General features: G+C 53.6%; 17 protein-coding genes, 1 other RNA gene and 1 pseudogene. 13 read left to right on the forward strand and 6 right to left on the reverse strand.

The genetic code is table 11. The features are described from left to right. The 4 genes and pseudogenes from SFC07_RS01185 to SFC07_RS01200 all read left to right on the forward strand — a co-directional run. Positions 1-158, forward strand: a pseudogene (locus SFC07_RS01185) (type II toxin-antitoxin system RelE/ParE family toxin); the annotation flags it as partial. Continuing rightward, on the forward strand, positions 133-465 hold the full coding sequence (locus SFC07_RS01190; protein WP_411206754.1) for a HigA family addiction module antitoxin: 333 nt from the start codon (positions 133-135) through the stop codon (positions 463-465). The pseudogene SFC07_RS01185 and the gene SFC07_RS01190, both read left to right, overlap by 26 nt. Positions 466-670: 205 nt before the next feature. Beyond that, positions 671-1,085: RNase P RNA component class A (gene rnpB, locus SFC07_RS01195), an RNA gene on the forward strand. A gap of 39 nt (positions 1,086-1,124) precedes the next feature. Next, on the forward strand, positions 1,125-2,534 hold the full coding sequence (locus SFC07_RS01200) for an RNB domain-containing ribonuclease (protein WP_411206397.1): 1,410 nt from the start codon (positions 1,125-1,127) through the stop codon (positions 2,532-2,534). A gap of 4 nt (positions 2,535-2,538) precedes the next feature. On the opposite strand, the gene SFC07_RS01205 is transcribed toward SFC07_RS01200, so the two are convergent. Next, on the reverse strand, positions 2,539-3,843 hold the full coding sequence (locus SFC07_RS01205; RefSeq protein ID WP_411206398.1) for a galactokinase family protein: 1,305 nt from the start codon (positions 3,841-3,843) through the stop codon (positions 2,539-2,541). Positions 3,844-4,007: 164 nt separating this feature from the next. Here SFC07_RS01205 and SFC07_RS01210 point away from each other — a divergent pair, with 164 nt between their 5' ends. Then, a complete protein-coding gene (locus SFC07_RS01210; RefSeq protein WP_411206399.1) occupies positions 4,008-4,190 on the forward strand; it encodes an SPOR domain-containing protein in 183 nt (60 codons plus the stop codon). Between the two features lie 103 nt (positions 4,191-4,293). Here the strand turns inward: SFC07_RS01210 and SFC07_RS01215 are convergent, their stop codons facing one another. Together SFC07_RS01215 and SFC07_RS01220 are read right to left on the reverse strand one after the other, a co-directional pair. After that, positions 4,294-6,117 carry a CHAD domain-containing protein gene (locus SFC07_RS01215; RefSeq protein ID WP_411206400.1) on the reverse strand — a complete coding sequence of 608 codons (1,824 nt, stop codon included), beginning with the start codon at positions 6,115-6,117 and terminating at the stop codon, positions 4,294-4,296. 160 nt (positions 6,118-6,277) lie between these two features. Next, positions 6,278-7,372: a hypothetical protein gene (locus tag SFC07_RS01220; protein ID WP_411206401.1), complete on the reverse strand. Its 1,095-nt coding sequence runs from the start codon at positions 7,370-7,372 to the stop codon at positions 6,278-6,280. 198 nt (positions 7,373-7,570) lie between these two features. Between SFC07_RS01220 and SFC07_RS01225 the strand changes: the two genes are divergently transcribed. The 4 genes from SFC07_RS01225 to SFC07_RS01240 all read left to right on the forward strand — a co-directional run bounded on the left by SFC07_RS01225 (position 7,571) and on the right by SFC07_RS01240 (position 13,559). Then, positions 7,571-8,911, forward strand: a complete 1,341-nt coding sequence (locus SFC07_RS01225; RefSeq protein WP_411206402.1) for a glutamine synthetase family protein — start codon at positions 7,571-7,573, stop codon at positions 8,909-8,911. 33 nt (positions 8,912-8,944) lie between these two features. Continuing rightward, positions 8,945-12,079, forward strand: a complete 3,135-nt coding sequence (locus SFC07_RS01230; protein WP_411206403.1) for a bifunctional [glutamine synthetase] adenylyltransferase/[glutamine synthetase]-adenylyl-L-tyrosine phosphorylase — start codon at positions 8,945-8,947, stop codon at positions 12,077-12,079. A gap of 241 nt (positions 12,080-12,320) precedes the next feature. After that, positions 12,321-12,983 (forward strand): heme oxygenase (biliverdin-producing), encoded by a 663-nt coding sequence (locus SFC07_RS01235; RefSeq protein WP_411206404.1) that lies wholly within the window; start codon positions 12,321-12,323, stop codon positions 12,981-12,983. Positions 12,984-13,121: 138 nt separating this feature from the next. After that, positions 13,122-13,559, forward strand: a complete 438-nt coding sequence (locus tag SFC07_RS01240) for a hypothetical protein (protein WP_411206405.1) — start codon at positions 13,122-13,124, stop codon at positions 13,557-13,559. A 77-nt stretch (positions 13,560-13,636) separates the two neighbouring features. Here the strand turns inward: SFC07_RS01240 and SFC07_RS01245 are convergent, their stop codons facing one another. Together SFC07_RS01245 and SFC07_RS01250 are read right to left on the reverse strand one after the other, a co-directional pair. Continuing rightward, on the reverse strand, positions 13,637-14,992 hold the full coding sequence (locus tag SFC07_RS01245; RefSeq protein WP_411206406.1) for an MFS transporter: 1,356 nt from the start codon (positions 14,990-14,992) through the stop codon (positions 13,637-13,639). Positions 14,993-15,071: 79 nt separating this feature from the next. Next, a complete protein-coding gene (locus SFC07_RS01250; RefSeq protein WP_411206407.1) occupies positions 15,072-15,362 on the reverse strand; it encodes a hypothetical protein in 291 nt (96 codons plus the stop codon). Between the two features lie 136 nt (positions 15,363-15,498). Between SFC07_RS01250 and thrC the strand changes: the two genes are divergently transcribed. The 4 genes from thrC (at position 15,499) to SFC07_RS01270 (ending at position 18,969) form a co-directional block, all read left to right on the forward strand. Then, a complete protein-coding gene (gene thrC / locus SFC07_RS01255; protein WP_411206408.1) occupies positions 15,499-16,944 on the forward strand; it encodes a threonine synthase in 1,446 nt (481 codons plus the stop codon). A 148-nt stretch (positions 16,945-17,092) separates the two neighbouring features. Continuing rightward, positions 17,093-17,623, forward strand: a complete 531-nt coding sequence (locus SFC07_RS01260) for an NUDIX hydrolase (RefSeq protein WP_411206409.1) — start codon at positions 17,093-17,095, stop codon at positions 17,621-17,623. Positions 17,624-17,930: 307 nt separating this feature from the next. Continuing rightward, complete coding sequence (locus tag SFC07_RS01265; RefSeq protein WP_411206410.1) at positions 17,931-18,098, forward strand: hypothetical protein; 168 nt, start codon at positions 17,931-17,933, stop codon at positions 18,096-18,098. Positions 18,099-18,123: 25 nt separating this feature from the next. After that, positions 18,124-18,969, forward strand: coding sequence for an SGNH/GDSL hydrolase family protein (locus SFC07_RS01270; RefSeq protein ID WP_411206411.1), 846 nt, complete (start codon positions 18,124-18,126; stop codon positions 18,967-18,969). 10 nt (positions 18,970-18,979) lie between these two features. Here the strand turns inward: SFC07_RS01270 and SFC07_RS01275 are convergent, their stop codons facing one another. Continuing rightward, entirely contained in the window at positions 18,980-19,273 is a 294-nt protein-coding gene (locus SFC07_RS01275; protein ID WP_411206412.1) for a HigA family addiction module antitoxin, read from the reverse strand. Between the last annotated feature and the right edge of the window lie 46 nt (positions 19,274-19,319).

The raw sequence follows: 19,319 nt of genomic DNA on the forward strand, positions 1-19,319 counted from the left end.
GACGTCGAGGATCTTCGGATTCCACCAGGAAATCGCCTGGAGAGTTTGGCTGGCAACCGACGTGGGCAGCAAGCATTCGCGTAAATGCGCAATGGCGACTTTGCTTCGTCTGGAGAAATAGAGGTGCAGAAAATGTCGAACTCGTCGACTATCACTGAGACTATGCCTGAGAATGAATTTATCGATCCAATCCATCCAGGTGAAATCCTGATGAAATATTTTATTAATGGCTTTGGGATTACACAGCATAAGCTTGCTGTGTCTATCGGCGTACCACCACGGCGAATCAATGAGATCGTACATGGTGAGCGCGGCATTACCGCTGATACGGCGATTCGTCTGGCTCGATTCTTCGGTACATCCGAGGAGATGTGGATGGCTCTGCAATCAAACTATGAGATACGGCTTGAACGTCGTGTGTTGCAAGATGAGATCGCTGCAATCATTCCACTGAATGCTGGATAGTCGTTCACTGCTGGCACTCACAGTCTTTTATACCCCTCAGATTCGGCTGAACTCATGGTTAAGTAGCTGGGGCTGGTGAAAGAATTGCGAGATTAGTGTTTCCTCGACCACTAGAACGACCACTAGAAACTACCCAGCTTCAGCTTTCAGGCCTGCAGGTATTTTAAAAGCAGGCCGCAACAGGTGTAAGGTGAGTGTCTGCGAATGAGTCGATTGGGTGATTGCGTTCGGTGAACCGCATGCGTAAGCGTGTAGGCATCGGCCGAGGAAAGTCCGGACTCCATAGAGCACGGTGGTTGTTAACGACAACCCGGCGCGAGCTGCGGGAAAGTGCAACAGAAAGTAAACCGCCGTCGGTTTTCCGGCGGTAAGGGTGAAAAGGTGCGGTAAGAGCGCACCGGCAGGTCAGGTGACTGATCTGGCCAGGTAAACCCCACCGGGAGCAAGGCATGAGGACGTATCCAATGGTATGTCTGTGCAGGTGTTACGGCTGCTCGCCTAGCCTGCAGGTAGCTGCTAGAGGCAGTCAGCAATGATTGCGACGAGATGGATGATCACCGCCTTCATACAAGGAATCTTGTGTGGTGGTACAGAATCCGGCTTATAGATCGGCTCATTCGCCCTGCACCGCTTAGAGGGGTGTGGAACAATTGGAGCGCATGAAGCTCTATGCCGCCGTCCTTGACTATGATCCAGTTGCAGAGGAATTTGGGGTGGTACGTGGTTTTGAGCCTCACATTCATCAAGAGGCTGCTACCGCAACTGACCGTTTCGCTGCACAACGCGAGGATCTCAGCCACTTACCCTTTGTCACTATTGACCCGGTAGGTTCCAAAGACCTCGATCAAGCGGTCCTCATTGAGGCCACCAAGTCTGGCTTTAAAGTGCACTATGCCATTGCTGATGTGGCTGCTTTTGTTCAGCCTGGTAGTGAGCTGGAAGCTGCATCAATTGCCCGCGGTCAAACTATTTATTTGCCAGATGAGCCTGCGCGCCTGCATCCAGAAGAACTTTCAGAAGATGCCGCCAGCCTGCTTGCTGGGAAAATACGTCCCGCTGTGGTGTGGTCGATTGATCTTGATTCCCGCGGGGAAGTGCTAGGTTCCACGGTGCGTCGCGCACTGGTGCAATCCCAGGCGCGTTTGGATTATGAACAAGCTCAAGCCGACGCAGAAGCCGGCCAGTTGCATCCCTCCATTGAGCATTTGCCAGAGGTAGGACGCCTACGCCAGGAAAGTGCCCTGCGTCGAGACGCTATTAATCTTTCAATCCCAAGTCAGCGGGTGGTTAAAGTTCCTAATGATGAAGCGGGCGAGCACTATGAGATTGTCATTGAGCCACGCCTGCCGATCATGGACTATAACTCAGAGATTTCCCTACTCTGTGGCATGGTCGCCGGCGAGATGATGGTGCAGGCAGGCCATGGGTTATTGCGCACTTTGGCACCTGCCACTCCAGAAGCAGAAGCCACATTCCGTGCGGAAGCAAAGGCACTGGGTTTTGAGATCGCCCCCGATCAAGCGATTGGGCAGTTCCTCCAAAGTGTTGATCCCAACACTCCACAGGGAATGGCGATCCAGCGCGAGGCTCAAAAACTATTGCGCGGTTCCGGATATGCCAGCGTGCACGATGGAAAACCGGAGGTCCATGCTGGTGTGGGCGGATATTATGCGCACGTCACCGCACCTTTGCGGCGTCTGATTGATCGTTTTGCCACTGAGCATTGCCTGGCCATCGCCAATAACACCGCGGTGCCAGAGTGGGTAACTGCCGTGGAGGAAAAGGCATTGGAGTCAATGAAGTACACCTCCATCCATGCCAGCCAAGTGGATAATGCGTGCCTGGATCTGACAGAAGCCACGGTGCTGAAATTCTGGGAGGGCCAGAATTTCCAATCGGTGGTGTTAACCAGCGAACCGGAGAAAAACCAGGCGCGGCTTTTTGTGCTCAATCCTCCAGTACTGGCCAAGTGCAGCGGTTCACCCACCCAAGGAACTCACCAGGAAGTAACTTTGGTGAAGGCTGATCTGGTGAAAAGGGAAGTGCTTTTTGCTTGGCCAGCTGATTAAAAAATTAGGCTTGGGCTGCGGTGAGGCCGTGTCCCAAAGGAATGACTAAAAGGCCATCGTCAGAGAGGTCAGCGGCGAAGTTCGTGCCATGTTTTTCGTCGATAAGCGCAATGACGCCGCGGGTGACGCCGGCGCTGGAGTAGCGCGCGGAGAAGGCACCGCGTTGCATGCAGAGTTGGGCGAGCGCGGTGTCGGGCGTGAAAATGCCGTAGACCTCGGTGAGGTCGCGCTGCGAGGCGGCAAGGGTGGCGGCGAGCACGGGGAGGCGACGCGAGCGCAGGGCACTTGCGGTTTGCTGTGCGCGCTGAGTTTCCTGCTCCCAAAAGTTCAGCCACTGCCTAGCTTGTGCGACGGTGGGCAGGTCACTGCGGCCGGTGACCTCCAAAACTGCCTGCAGCCAATCAACCACGCGGGTCGGCGCATCTGGCAAACGGCGCAGCGACTCGGTGCTAAAGGCCTTGCTTGCCTCGTCAATAAAACTATGGCGGTGGTAGGTGAGCAGCGCAACCTCCAGCTCCTGGGGCGCAGGCGTGGCAACAAGGTAGGCCTGTAAACCGGCAGAACGGCTGACCGGATGGGGAGCCTGCGTGACCGATCCATCGGCATTGTCAATAACTGCCATCTTACCACTCTCTGCACGCAGAGCCGCAGTGTAGCGCGCATGTAAAGCTGTGGACTCGCTAAACATAAAGGCGGAGTGTGCGCAGATATCTGCAATCCGGGCGCGAACTGGGGCTTCATCAATATCTTCTTGATAAAGAGCCAACGCCAGCGCAATGTCCATGGCAGCAAACTCGCCCAATCCCACGCCATTAGGGATGCTGCTGAGCACCGTGATATCAAGGCCTTTGGTATCACGAGAAAGCATTTGCTTATGAATCATGGTCCAGGCAATGCCACCCAGGCGGGCGGCAATTCCGCCCTCAGGCAGCGGGGGAGTGGCCGGGCGGCCCAGCGCATCATGGGTGAGCAACTGGGCCTGCGCGCGCGAGGCGATCTCCGCAGCACTCATTGAGTGCTTTTCGACGTGCCCCTGCTCGCCGTGGAGCATCACATTAAAAATTTTCTCAGAATTGGGGCTTACTGAAACGGCTGTGAGCCAATTGCTCATGGAGCTCAACACCACTCCACCTGCATAATCGGTGTGTTCACCAATCATTGACCAGGTTGCGGGAGCAGTAGCAGCACCCTTGGGTTCTTTATTAAAGTGCTGCCGGTGGTGTGCGACGCATGCTTCCACCATGGATTGTGGGGTTAACTCAATGGATTTTCCCTGCGGAGTGAGCAATTCTGGCTGCCAAATGGCCATTGGGTTAAAAGCCTCCCCAAATTAGAAAACGTAATTAATAGAACAGATCCACTCTAGCCTGCAAAACTTTCTGACAGATTGGGGAGCCTGCGCTGCCGTTGAAATCGGCACTATAGTGGGGGCGACTATTGGAAAACGATGAACTGAGATGGGAGCTGGACCGCATGAGCGATGCAGACGACAAGTGGTTTTATGATCTTTCCACCAAAGAGGTTTCCCAGGGTAAGAGCGCGGGCTTTGAAAACCGCATGGGACCTTATGATTCTGAGGCAGAGGCGCGCAAGGCAATTGAGATTGCTGCAGCTCGTACTGAAGCTGCAGATGACTGGGATGAAGAAGACGATTAATTCTTTCCCGTTGATCTCTTAGGGGATCGAGGGGGCGAAAAGGCGGACTGGTACAAGATTGTTTCTTGTACCAGTCCACCTTTTTGTTTAACTACCTGTGTGATTACTTACGCTGTGCTTTTTTCACGCGCTTAGCGGTTTCTTCCTCGAGTTTCTTATAGGCCTTGGCAACTTCCCGGTATGCCTCTGGGTAGCCCTTGAGGTACTGACGGGAAAGAGTGTGTTCATGCTGGTAGAGCACACCATATGCGAAGGTATCGCGCTGCTGACGGCTAGCTGCCTTAGCGCGCTTGAGTAGTTCATCACGAGAAGTAATGGCATCTTGGAAATCACCAAGTATAGACTGCAGGGTGCTGCAGGCTTTGTAAAGCTTCTTGGTGTTGACATCGGTTGCCTTGGAAACTGCCTCCGCGCTATAACGCAGCTTCTTCGCTGCCTTACGCACATTGTGGTAGTTTTCTTCGCGCTCGAGGGAGGAAAGCTCAGTATTCTCCCACTCGCTGCGGGCCTTCTTATCCAGCTTGACCAGTTTAGAGTGCGCCTTATCCAGGTGCTTGAGCAGGACCAATGCGGCGTCAACCTTGGCTGGCTTCTTCTTAGCAGGAGCGTCCTCGGCTGGTGCTTCTTCTGTTGCACTTTCTGCGGTGTCCTCGGCTGGGTCCTCAGCCTCTGCACCGTTGGTTTCTTCGGCTGCTTCGTCCTTAGCATCCTCAGCTAGGTGGCGAGGGGTTGCCTCAGCTACTGGCTGAGCTACCTCTTCGGGATCGATGGCTTCGTCGGTTTCGGCGGTCTCAACCTCGGCCTCAACTTCAACCTCGGTTACCAGTGGGGGATTAACCAACAGGTTTTCCAAAGACTGCAGCAGGTTGGTGTATCGATCATCATCTAGAGCGCGGACCACACGGGCATGCTCACGCTGGTACTCAGCACGAAGATCTTCAAGCAGCTCTTCCTTGGTGCTTTCCTCAATGGCATCGCCGATCTCGGTGTCAACCAAAGCGGCAAGGCGCTCTTCAATAACCTCAGCGTCGCGAGCACGACCCAAGATATTTGCCAGAACCTTTAGTTCCTTTTCAATGTTGAGGTATTCTTCACCGCCGAGAATGCCCTCAAAGGTTTGCAAGTGGCTGCGCAGCTCACGAGTAGCAACACGCATTTGGTGTACGGAATCATATTCATCAGCGCGTACGCGAGGATCGTATTCTGCGATCTTGGTGGCATTTGCAGCAATTGCGGCAAGAACGCCACGAGCTGGATCATCCTCATCCAACTCCGCCATCTGTGGAGGTAGCGGAGCATGGTTGATGGAATCATCCAGTGCATAGAAAAGCTTGGAAGGGCTGGAAGATGGGAAAGCACCCGCTGCGCGCAAAGTCTGAGCTGCGTTTTCAAGTAAAGCAGCACCAGTGCCTGCTTCTAGGGAAACTTCGCTAAGTTCCAATTCCCATTCGCGCCATTGCTTGCGGACACCGCCAGGTAGGTAGGAAATGGTGGAAACATGGTCATCGCAGAATTCTGCAAGCAATGCGCCTTCAGCGTTGACCAGGTAGGACATGTGGCGTTCATTATCTACCTGCGCGATGGGGAGCAATGGGCGACCCTGGATAAGCGCGCGGATATGGCCGAGCAATTCCTTTGGCGGGGTGCTCTCGCTAGCACCTTCAGCGTCAAGGCTTGCCTGAACCTCGCGACGGCCAACCTCACCTGGGAACTTAATATGCCAGCCAGCGTCATTGCCACCAGTTCGTCGACGCAGAGTGATCTTCGAACGGGTAAGTCTGAGATCCTCGGTATCAAAATAGACCGCACTGAGGTTATGGATTTCGGTGTTGTCTACGCGGTCGATACCAACAATCTCTCCAAGATTTGGAACCTGTGTGGATTCACTTACTGAAAACTTTGCTTCCACTTCCAAATGCTGGTTCATAGTTACCTACCCGTTTCTTCTGGTGCTAATGAAATGTTATTGGTTGAAGGTGTTTCAAATACCAAGATAGATTGGCAGGTAAAACACCCTTTAAGTACTTCTCATGCTACGCGGGAAACTACCCAGACATAGGGTTAACCCCCGGTTGAAAGCACTTTTTTTAACGCGGGTAATAAAGGTAGCCCTCTGGAGGTAAGGGGTTAGGGGAGGACTCATCATCATAGGGAGGTGTTTCCACCTCCTCGCGGGGAATGGCCAATGTATGCGGAATGCTATTGATAACTTCAATTTCTCCCAATTTTTGTGATCGCCTTAGATGGGGCTTGATGGCACTTAGGGCGTAGGGGAACTCCGCATCGATTTCGGCTGTAGCTTGTTCTGCAGCGTCTTTGAGGATCTGAGAAACTTGGGCATTAAAAGAGATCATAAAAGCTCGGCGCTTGGTACTGGTTGATGGTGGGGTTTGATTGAATGGGGCGCTTGCGTGGAGCTTCATAAAGCGTTCGCGTTGGCGATTAAAAATGTCATAGAGCTCGGCAACGTGTGTGGTGTCTTCCATCATGCCAATGACAGTTGAAATCCCAGATCGCGTTAACAAGAGAGCTTGGCAATCATTTGCTCTGGCAATGGCGCTAAGTAGCTGAAATTGATAACGAACCCATGGTGCTGAAAGGTATATCCTCTTTGCACTTATCGCGTCATCGAAAAATTGGGTGTCCTCATAATGGGAATAAAGCATGAGGGATTCTAGGCGTAACCGGTGATAACCGAGCTCCGCAGTGAAGTGAAAATCCTGTGCTTCAGTAGCCACTGCTGTTGCTTCCGCTTTCTTATGGAGCCGGGATATCCGGTGGCGTTGTTCCAAATGATCAGCGGACATGAGGCGGGATTCAAAAGCCTCAACTCGGTATAAATAGGGAATGAGATCCCAGTCGGGTAGGACTTCCACTCGATTAAAGTGCGCGTTGATTGAGTGCAATGTGGCAATGTCAGGTGGGTCGAGGATATCCCTTCCCGTTTGGCGATCCCAATATTCCAGGGTCTTTTCTGAGGCCACCCCAGTGATGTGGTCTTGTGCCAGTCTAAAAAGGGGATCAAGATGCGAACCAAATTCGTGGCGGAGATCCTGGGGAGTCCACCCCTTAAAGGCACAAGTCACCATTTTCTTAATGATGGTGCCCATCAAATCATTGTGATAGCGATGGGATTTGAGGTCATCGCTGCTAACCAGGTGGGATTCATAGGACGTGGTCATGATCAAGCTCCTAGGCTTCGTAGATGTGTTCTATTTGTCGAGCGACTCCCAATTAACTAGTTGCCCCGGACTTCTCCTACCCCCGACGATGTAAAAAATCCCTTGAACACCTATTTTTCGCAGCAAACATACCCCCGTTGGTGGCTTGGAGGGGTGGTTTTCGCAATTGGTGTCCGGTCGCTGCGTAAATTAGTGACCATGAACAGCCAACAGCAATTTGTCCTTAGCGCCATTGAAGAACGTGAAATCAAGTTTGTGCGCTTGTGGTTTACCGACATTCTTGGACACCTCAAGTCCGTTGTCGTGGCTCCGGCTGAATTAGAATCCGCGCTGGAAGAAGGCATTGGATTTGATGGTTCAGCAATTGAAGGTTATGCCCGTGTCTCTGAGGCAGACACCATCGCACGCCCCGACCCTTCAACATTCCAGGTTTTGCCACTGGAAGCAGGCGTATCCAAGCTCCAAGCTGCGCGTCTTTTCTGCGATGTCACCATGCCAGATGGAAAACCATCATTCTCAGATCCTCGCCAGGTTTTGCGTCGACAAGTTCAATTAGCCGCCGACGAGGGCCTTACCTGCATGATTTCCCCGGAAATCGAGTTCTACCTGGTGCAAAGCCTGCGCACCAACGGCCAACCGCCAGTGCCCACCGACAATGGTGGATATTTTGACCAAGCCACCTTTAACGAGGCCCCAAACTTCCGCCGCAATGCCATGGTTGCGCTAGAAGAGTTGGGCATCCCGGTGGAATTCTCGCACCATGAAACCGCCCCCGGCCAGCAGGAAATTGACCTCCGCCATGCCGATGCGCTGACCATGGCTGACAACATCATGACCTTCCGCTACATCATGAAGCAGGTAGCCAGGGATCAAGGCGTGGGTGCATCCTTTATGCCCAAGCCTTTCCAAGAACATGCGGGCTCAGCAATGCACACGCATATGTCGCTTTTTGAAGGCGATACCAATGCTTTCCACGATCCTGATGATCCCTACATGCTTTCCAAGACGGCAAAGCAGTTTATCGCCGGCATTTTGCACCACGCCCCAGAATTTACGGCTGTCACCAACCAGTGGGTTAACTCTTATAAGCGCATTGTCTACGGCAATGAAGCCCCAACCGCAGCAACCTGGGGTGTCTCCAACCGCTCTGCGCTGGTCCGTGTGCCCACCTATCGTCTGAATAAGGAGGAGTCGCGCCGGGTAGAGGTTCGTCTGCCTGACACTGCATGTAACCCTTATTTGGCCTTCTCTGTCATGATCGGTGCCGGACTTAAGGGCATCAAGGAAGGTTATGAACTTGATGATCCGGCAGAGGACGATATCTCCAACTTGAGCTATCGTGAACGCCGCGCAATGGGATATAAGGATTTGCCCTCAAGCCTTGATCACGCTTTGCGTTTGATGGAGAAGTCTGAGCTCGTGGCCGATATCCTCGGCGAGCACGTTTTTGAGTACTTCCTGCGCAATAAGTGGCAGGAATGGCGCGACTACCAAGAGCAAATCACCCCTTGGGAACTACGTAATAATCTTGACTATTAAAACCCAGTTTTTTAGGGGAGAGGTGCTTTTAAAATGTCTGGCCCGCTAATTAATGATCGTAAAGTTGTTGGCTTCGTCCGAGATCCTTTGCCAAAGGTCGCTTCGCTATCGCTGAAATCTGACCACGCGCAAGCGGACCTCGAGGAACTCGGCTGGCGCAATGTTGAATCCATCGATTTGTTATGGGCTCTTTCTGGAGCAGGCGATCCAGACGTTGCACTAAACCACCTCATTAGGCTCTATCAGGTCCTGGAAGAAAAAGGAGCAGCCCACAAAGAAGAGCTAGATAAGGCAATTCGCACCGACCTCAAATTGCGTGTGCGCCTTATCGCTTTGCTAGGTGGTTCTTCAGCCATTGGTGATCACCTCGTGGCTAATCCCGAGCAATGGAAACTGTTGTTGGAAGACGCCCCCACCAGGGAAGAAATGTTCAACATTATGTTGAGCAGCGTTGAAGCAACTCCTGCTGAACTCCAGGTGGAAGACCATCCAGAGGCGGATAATCCCGCCCGCGCAGATCTAACAACCCCTGGTTTTTATAAGAGCGCCATCACCGGCGCTGAGGCTGAGCGCGTGTTGAAGTGGACCTACCGCACTTTGCTCATGCGCATTGCAGCCCTAGACCTGGCTGGCACCTACCCCAACGATGCCCGCCGAAATGGCCAAGATCGCGTACCTTTTACTACCGTCACCCTGCAGCTCAGCGACCTCGCAGACGCAGCACTCACGGCAGGTCTATCCGTGGCCATTACCAATGTGTATGGCGAAAAGCCTGTTGACGCCACCCTCGCCATCATGGCAATGGGTAAATGCGGTGCCCAAGAGCTCAACTATATTTCTGACGTTGACGTGGTCTTCATCGCGGAACCCGCAAGCTCCCGAGCAACCCGCATGGCCGCGGAATTCATCCGCATTGGTTGCAGCTCCTTCTTCGAAGTTGACGCAGCCCTGCGTCCAGAAGGAAAAAGCGGTGCGCTGGTGAGGTCTTTGGAATCTCATATGGCCTATTACAAGCGCTGGGCGGAAACCTGGGAATTCCAAGCATTGCTTAAAGCACGGCCCATGACCGGCGATATTAAGCTCGGACAGGCTTATGTTGATGAGCTTTCGCCCCTCATTTGGGGCGCTAGCCAGCGCGAATCCTTTGTGGAAGATGTCCAAGCAATGCGCCGCCGCGTTTTGGACAATGTGCCGGAAGACCTCCGAGATCGTGAACTTAAATTGGGCCGCGGTGGTTTGAGGGACGTCGAGTTTGCTGTCCAGCTTTTGCAGATGGTGCATGGACGTTCAGATGAGGCACTGCGCGTGCGCTCTACTGTGAAGGCGCTGCAAGCCCTGGTTAAACAAGGTTATGTCGGACGGGAAGACGGCAATAATCTCATTGAGTCTTATGAGTTCCTGCGTCTTTTGGAGCACCGCCTCCAGCTGGAACGCGTGAAGCGTACCCACATGATGCCCAAGAATGAAGACCGCATGAATATGCGGTGGTTGGCACGTGCCTCGGGCTTCACCGGATCAGGGGAGCACAGCTCTGCGCGCGCGATGGAAAACCACCTGCGTAAAGTGCGTCTGCAGATTCAATCCTTGCACAGCCAGCTATTTTACCGACCACTGCTTAACTCGGTGGTCAACTTCAGTGTGGATGCCATCAAGCTTTCCCCAGAAGCGGCAAAACTCCAGCTGGCAGCATTGGGTTATAAGCACCCAGTACGTGCCTATGAGCACCTGACTGCCTTGGCTGCGGGAGCCAGCCGTAAGGCAAAGATCCAGTCCATGCTCCTGCCAACGCTCATGGAATGGCTTTCACAAACCGCCGATCCAGACGCTGGCCTGCTAAATTATCGCAAGCTTTCTGATGCTGCCCTCGACCGCAGCTGGTTCCTCCGCATGCTGCGCGATGAAGGCATCGTGGGCCAACGCCTCATGCGTATTTTGGGTAACTCTCCCTATATTTCGGAGCTCATTATTTCCACTCCGGATTTTGTGAAGCAATTGGGCGATGAAGCAACCGGTCCAAAGCTCCTGGCTACTGCCCCTGACCAGGTGATTAAGGCGCTTAAGGCAACAGTGTCACGCCATGATTCGCCAGATCGCGCGATTCAAGCCGCCCGCTCGCTGCGTCGCCAAGAGCTCGCCCGAATTGCCTCCGCCGATTTGCTCAACATGCTCACCGTGCAGGAAGTGTGCTGGAGCCTGTCAATGGTGTGGGATGCGGTACTCGATTCTGCCCTCGATGCAGAAATCCGAGCTGCGCTTAATGATCCACAAAAGCCAAATGAGGTGCAAGCCAAGATCGCTGTTATCGGCATGGGGCGTCTAGGTGGTGCAGAGCTTGGTTATGGATCAGATGCTGACGTGATGTTTGTGTGCGAACCAGCTCCAGGCGTTGCTGAACATGATGCCATCACCTGGGCGATTGATATCTGTGATTCTATGCGTGCCCGTCTGGCCAAGCCTTCGGGAGATCCACCTTTGGAAGTTGACCTCGGCCTGCGTCCCGAGGGACGTTCCGGTGCTGTGGTCCGCACCATCGAATCCTACGTTAACTACTACGAAAAATGGGGTGAGACCTGGGAAATTCAGGCCTTGCTGCGTGCTGCGTGGGTAGCCGGCGATAAGGAATTGGGTATTGAATTCCTCGAGTCGATCGATAGATTCCGTTACCCAGAAAATGGCGCCTCCCAGTCACAAATCAGAGATGTGCGTCGCATGAAAGCCCGCGTGGATAGTGAAAGGCTGCCACGCGGCGCCGATCGCAACACCCACACCAAACTTGGTAGGGGAGCGCTCTCTGATATTGAGTGGACCGTGCAGTTGCTCACTATGTTGCACGCCCACGAGGTTCCTGAGCTGCACAACACTTCTACCCTTGAAGTCCTGGACGTAGTGGAGCAAAAGGAGATCATTAGCCCCAACCAGGCTCAGATCCTGCGCGAAGCGTGGCTCACAGCAACTGCTGCGCGCAACGCTTTGGTATTGGTCAAGGGGAAAAAGGCGGATCAGCTGCCCACCCCTGGCCCACAGTTGGCGCAGGTAGCAGGTGCTTCCGGCTGGGATCCTGATGAATACCAGGAGTATTTGGAGCACTACCTCAAGGTCACCCGCAAGAGTCGCCAGGTTGTAGACGAGGTCTTCTGGGGCGTGGACGGCATGGAACAGCGCGTTTAAGGAGTTCAGGAAAAGCACGCTAAAGCGTTTGAGAGGGAATTGGGTAAAAGCTCCAACTATTTACCCATATCCATCATAGGTAGCAAAGGCTAACCTAAGTGGAAAAGGTGGGCCGGTAAACCCGCCGCCCCGGAAACCCAGTGGCCCGGAAGCCCGGAAACCCGGCAAAACCTGGCGCGCTGAAAACCCAGGCAACCAGGAATTGCCGCCACCCACCAAAACTCCACACTGAAGGAAAGCCATGTCTACCTCGCTTAAAGATGAAACTCACCTAAACGCCCGCAGCCTTTCGGAAGATCTGCGCAGGCATACCGCTAAGGCCCATGAGAGTGCGGAATACTCACCTTTTATTAGTGATTTGCTGGGCGGAAAACTGGATCAAGCAGCATTTATCGCATTGCAGGAACAAAGCTGGCTTTTCTACTCCGCATTGGAGGGCGCAGTGCGAAGGTGCAGCGAGGACCCGCGTTCCAAGGTGTTGTTAGACCGCCGATTGGAACGTCGAGAAGCGCTTGAAAAAGACCTTGACGCCCTCCACGGCCACGCCGGCTGGCGGGCTCAGGTGGCACCCACCGCTGCCACGACCCGGTATGTAAATCGCCTCAATGAGATCGCCGCGGCTGCGGATTTCCCGTGCCTTATGGCGCACCATTATGTCCGCTACCTGGGCGATCTCTCTGGCGGGCAGGTAATTGCGCGGTTGGTCGGCCGCGAATATGGGATCGGTGCGGAGGCTTTGAGCTTTTATGAATTTTCCGACATCGGCAAGATCAAGCCCTATAAGGATTCCTACCGTGCCCAGCTTGATGCACTCACGCTCACGCCTGCGGAACACGCGACAATGTTGGCGGAAGCAGCCCTGGCTTTTAGCTTTAACCAGCAGGTTTTTGCGTCCCTTGGCTAGGGTCCCACACAATCGGGGTTGCTAACAGGTTTAGGGGAATTCCCTGATCTTTGCCCCTAAGCGGTTTACAGCCTCGGTGGGTGGACGTACTGTCGGAGGCAAGAGCAGGTTCGCACTCCCGACAGCAAGGATTTCACCATGGCAATTAAGCTTTCTATCGACCTTTCAGATGCTACTTTTGCGGAGCTTTCCGCAGTAATCGGTTATGCCCATCAGCTCGGCGTTGATGCCGATGAGAAGATCAATTTTGAGGGCAATGTCCTCAGCATTGAGTTTGATGGCGATCTTGAGCCCGACGATGTTTTCCCTCCATTCGAGGACGCCGAGATGGAGTATGAGGGCATCGGCGAGGAAGGCCCCATTTATGTGGAGGACCTCATCGATGAAGATGATGAGCCTCGTCCGCGCCGTCACCGCGATGAGCGCCCCTACACCGAGGATGTCGTCGGCGAGATCGGCGAGGCTGTCAACAACTTCGTGCAGGGCCTAATCGCCTCCCGCGGCCGCGGACACGGCCCAGGTTATGGCAACTTCGGCGGCCCATTTGGCCCCTTCGGTCCAGGCCGTCGCTTCTAAAAACCCGCGCTTTTCGACGCATCCCCGCACCTCAGTGGCCACCGCCCCTGGGGTGCTTTGCTGTATCCGGGAGGATTTTAGTGAGAGGCGTGGCGGATCGTGGTCACCATACGGCGACCGGGACCACCCTTTAGGCGAGCCACCACAAATCCCAAGACGCCTAGGAGCCAGATAATGATGACCGCGATATAAGCAAGGCGGAAATCATGCCAGGTGTAGGTATTTCCATGTGCGGAGTGGTCGAGCAAAATGCCCACAATTTGAGCTGCAGCCATGGCGGAAATAAAACCACCCATATTGGCCAAGCCGGTGCCAGCAGCCAGAATATTGCGATCTAGGCGCTCGCGGATGCTATCAAAACCAAAGTTGGACGCAGCGGTGGTGAGACCCATCGCAATATTGACCAGCACAATTGCGGTTACGCCACGTGGAGTCTCGGAAGAGAGGAAGATAATCCAGGCCAGGGCTTGAATGAAAGAAAAACCGATGGCAACAACATCGCGACGGTAGCCAGTACGTGCAGAAATAATGCCCATAACGGGTGCAGCGAATACCAAACAAATCGTGCTGACGGTGAGCACAATACCCACTGTTGAGGTGGAAAGTCCCATGCCCAAGGTCATCATGGGCAGACCCCACATGAGGTTAAATACGTTGAGCCACAACATCAGGGTGTAGTGGATAAAGAATCCCTGCCAGCACAAAGGGTTTCTAATAATCAGCTTGAGGCTGGTGCCCAGGCTATTTTTCACCGGTGTGACACTGGTTTCCGCGGGCTTGGTCTGAGCTTTCGCAGCAGCCTTTTCAGCAGCCTGCGCCGCCGGGATTGCCGGGGTATCACGCACTGCGATGAGTGCTGCAAGGGCGATGATGGAAACAACTGCGCCCAGGCTCACAAAGGCAGTGGTCCAACCTGAAGCACCCAAAAGCGCCAGGAAAGGAACGGCGGAAATGAACTGTCCCAGCTGGCCCAAACTGGTGGTGAGCTGGGTGAAAATCGGGGTGGCCTTCAGTGGGAACCAGGAAGGCAAAATACGCATCACCGAAAGGAAGATGGATGCATCGCCGGCGCCAATGAGCACACGGGCGATAATGGCTACACCATAAGCATCTGTTAGGCCCAAGATGATTTGGCCCACACCCATGATGAGGGCGCCGATGGCCAGCAATTTGCGGGGGCCAAATTTATCAATGAGCATGCCCATGGGGATTTGGGCAAAGGCGTATACGCCTACCTGCACAGAGGTGAATACTGCAATGCGGGTTGCATCTACTTGGAAACGATCAATCGCCTCAACGCCGGCCACACCAAAACTGGTGCGGCTGGTCACTGCGGCGATATAAACCAGACAGGCTGCAGCCCACACGATTACTGCACGTGCGGTGACTTTTTCTTTGGGATTGGGCGAAGCTTTTTGATCTGTATTCTTCACAAGTATTTAGGGTAGACCCCTATGCCTAAAATGTAATACCAAGGGGTCATTTAGTTATTTCTTCGATGCAAAAGGCTTTTTAGGAGGCATTCCACAAAGTTGCAGTGAGTTCAGCAACATGTGGGTAAATCCAGGGACCTAAGAAGACCAGCACCACAACAAGAACGCAGCAGCCGATGAGAACATAGAGGTTCCATTTGGATACTGGTTCTGGGTTAAGCAGCTCAATAGCAGTTAATTGAGAAGACTTCTCTGCAGCAGCGCCAGGAGCGCCAGCAGCACCAGCACCGGCACCGGCGACAGCGGAGTCACCGGCAGCTGCGGAAACGCCGTGCTCGGTGCCTTGAGGAGAGGAAGTTGGGGTAGCCATGTGTGCACATCCTAAAACTATGGCGAAGAGTGATCAGGAACACTCTAGGTGATCACAGCGCTTTAGTCAGTAATTCTGCAAAATTTGGGACACCATGGGGGAGTATTGTGTCACCCCTTGGGATAGTCTAGAAGGCGTGGACTACATTTCGACGCGTGATTCTAGCCGTACCCCTGCCCGCTTTAGCGATATTTTGCTCGGTGGCCTAGCCCCAGACGGTGGCCTCTATCTGCCTGCAGAATATCCACAGCTTGATGATGCCACCTTAACCAAGTGGCGCGAGGTGCTTGCCAACGAAGGTTATGCAGCACTGGCGGCCGAGGTTATTAGCCTCTTTGTGGATGACATCCCAGTAGAAGACATCAAGGCAATCACCGCCCGTGCTTATACCTTCCCTAAGTTCTCCAGTGAAGAAATCGTTCCAGTAACTAAGCTGGAAGGAAATATCTTCCTCGGCCACCTTTCCGAAGGCCCTACTGCAGCCTTTAAAGATATGGCCATGCAGCTGCTCGGCGAGCTTTTTGAATATGAGCTGCGCCGCCGCGATGAAACCATCAACATCCTCGGCGCTACCTCTGGTGATACCGGCTCCTCTGCGGAATATGCCATGCGCGGCCGCGAGGGCATCCGCGTCTTTATGCTGACCCCAGCTGGACGCATGACTCCTTTCCAGCAGGCCCAGATGTTTGGCCTGGATGATCCAAATATCTTCAATATTGCCCTCGACGGCGTCTTCGATGATTGCCAGGACGTGGTCAAGGCTGTTTCTGCGGATGCAGACTTCAAGCGTGAGCAGCGCATTGGTGCTGTGAACTCCATTAACTGGGCACGCCTAATGGCTCAGGTTGTGTACTACGTTTCCTCCTGGATTCGCACCACTGAGAGCAATGATCAAAAGGTCAGCTTCTCGGTTCCAACCGGTAACTTCGGCGATATCTGCGCAGGTCACATCGCACGTTCCATGGGTCTGCCCATCGATCGCCTGATCGTTGCCACCAATGAAAATGACGTGCTTGATGAGTTCTTCCGCACCGGCGATTACCGCGTGCGCAGCTCGGCAGACACCTACGAGACCTCCTCACCATCTATGGATATCTCCAGGGCGTCCAACTTCGAGCGTTTCATCTTCGATCTGCTCGGCCGCGATGCCGCTCGTGTGAATGATCTTTTTGGCACCCAGGTCCGCCAGGGCGGATTCTCGCTTGCAGAAGATCCTCAGTTCCCTAAGGCTGCAGCAGAATATGGCTTTGCTTCCGGTCGCTCCACCCATGCTGACCGCGTGGCAACCATCGCAGATGTTCACAAGAACACCGGCGTGCTGATTGATCCCCACACCGCCGATGGCGTGCACGTTGCCCGTCAGTGGGCTGCGGAGATTTCCACCCCGATTATCGTGCTGGAAACCGCGCTGCCAGTGAAGTTTGCCGATACCATCGTCGAGGCCATCGGCACTGAGCCGGAAATGCCAGAACGCTTTGCCAAGATTATGGATGCTCCCTTCAAGGTCATCGAACTGCCAAATGATACCGAGGCAGTCAAGCAGTTCATTGTGGACTCCATCGCTAACTCCACCGTTAAATAACAGTGTGAAGTAGCGCCGTCGAAAAGTTTCGTCGAAAAGCGCTTGAGGCCAGGTTCCCCGCTTGCGGGACCTGGCCTTTAAAGCTGTTGTGGCACATGGCGTAGCCTTAAATAAAACTGCTTAAAAAGAGGGAAAGGGGAGAGCGCCCGTGGCGATCCCAGATTTTATTGTTAAATTGCGTGAGCACATCGGCCATGAGCCTTTGTGGCTGCCTTCGGTGACCGCTGTGATTATCCGTGACGTCCCCCCGGGATCCCCATTCCACGTAGTCCCAGACGTTTTGCTGGTTAAGCGCGCCGATAATGGCGAGTGGACTCCGCCGACTGGCATCGTTGATCCGGGCGAGCAGCCACATATTGCCGCCCAGCGCGAGGTGCTGGAGGAGACCGGCCTCAACGTTTCCGTGGAAGCGCTGCTCGGCGTGGGCATGGTTGGGCCTGTCACCTATGAAAATGGTGACGTTTCCAGCTATATGGACACCGCCATGCGCTGCGCGGTTATTGGTTCTGACGAGCCTTTTGTGGCTGATGATGAAAACACCGAGGTCGCCTGGCTTCCAATTTCCAATATGCCGGTGGCCAACCAGCGTTTCCGCATGGTCATCGCGGATGCCGTCGCCCAGCTCAAGCACCCACAGGGCTTTAGGCCTCGCATGGGTTATGAAAAGCGCCAAGCCTAAACCGCTTTTCGACGCCGCCCTCTGCCGTCACCCCGCACCCAAAACGTGCGGGGTGGCGGTTTTTTGCAATAAAAACAGTACCCCCGTTATGTTTGGGAAGTGGGGCAAATGTCCGAGTTGGAACGTGAGGGAAGCTTCATATTACGCCTGATCAGGGGTGATTTTCGGGGTTGAAACGGGGTAATAATGGTCCTCGGCTACAATTTTTCTTCATCCACCCCCTAAGATGACCTATAACGCAAGAATTACTAAAAGTGATTTGAAGCACACAATGTTTGTTCCGGGAAGTTATGAGAGGAGAAGGAAAATGGGATTAAGAATCCGCGCAAATGAAATGAAGGTCTGGGAGACTTTCACCCTTGAACGTCAGCTCGAAGTCATCATTAATGCCGATCATCTCCTCCTCTTCCGGGGCGAACCACATGGCACCATCTGCCTTTCCGATGTTATTGCTTCGGAGCTAATCGGAATTTAAGCAAAAGAAGAATACAAAGAAGGGTATGAAATATTTAGTCGGCACCCTTCTTAGTGTCTTTGCACTCAGCGCATGTAGCGCTGCGCCGGCAAGCTTAACCTTGCATGAGGGCGTGGTGTTTTCTGGTGCGGGGGCGTCGACAAACACGAGCGATTACGTTGCCCTGGGTGATTCCTATGCCTCGACCGCATCGCGATTTAGCCCACTGCGCGATTCCTTTTGCCTGCGTACTGAGGGGAATTACCCGCAGCTAGTGGATCCCAACGTTGATGATGTGAGCTGCCAGGGCGGCATGATTGGCGATCTTTTTAATACGCGCGATACCGATGAAGGTACGCTTGCGCCACAATTTGATGAGCTTAGCTCTGATACCAAACTGATTACGTTGACCATTGGCGCTAATGATGTTGGTTTTGGTGATGTCACCGGCTGTATCCGTGCCGAAATGGAAGGCAGCACCGAGGACTGCCGGGATCAAGTGTTCATTGATTTTAATGATCTGGGCCCCAATCTGGATGATGTTTACACTGAGATCCATGCGCGCTCACCGCAGGCGCAGGTAGTAACCACCGGATATATGTTGTTGTTGGCGGCGGGGGAGTGTCCGGAGTTGGCTGCGGTATCGCCTGAAGATCAGCAATGGGCTTTGGAGCTCTCATATTCTTTGAACCAAAAAATTGCCGAGGCCGCCACCCGCAATGGTGCCGATTATGTGATGCCTGTTGATGCCGCCGAACACACCGCCTGCGTTGCTCCGGCGCAGCGTTGGGCAGACTTTGAGGGCTTTGATACTGACTCTTACCCCGAGCACATGACGCAGGCTGGGCATGTTGCGATGGCTGCTGCTGTGAGGGCGGTGGTGGGGAGCTAGGGCTTTGCTCTTAAGATTCCTTGACTTGGCGCGTATTTTGGTGAGTTACTACTTTGCGGGCTTCATAACGTGCCTGATAGGTAGGCCAGAACTCTTTTGAATATCCAGTCAAGGCAGCCAATCGGGTGGCTAGATCTTGAGAAATCGGCTCATCTCCATTGATAACCTGACCGAGGTGACCTGTTGAGATTCCTAGGCGCTTGGCGACATCTGATTGAGTGATTTGAGGATGCTCTTCCATCCACTCCTCGATGTAGGTTCCTGGAGGAAGTAGCGGTGCTGGCTTGGTTGCTTTCATGGACATGTTGTCACCTCATTTCTATTTGTGGGTGTATATGAATATTAAGCTG

This window comes from Corynebacterium callunae, from assembly GCF_046592015.1.
In the GTDB taxonomy this organism is placed as follows: Bacteria; Actinomycetota; Actinomycetes; order Mycobacteriales; family Mycobacteriaceae; genus Corynebacterium; species Corynebacterium callunae_A.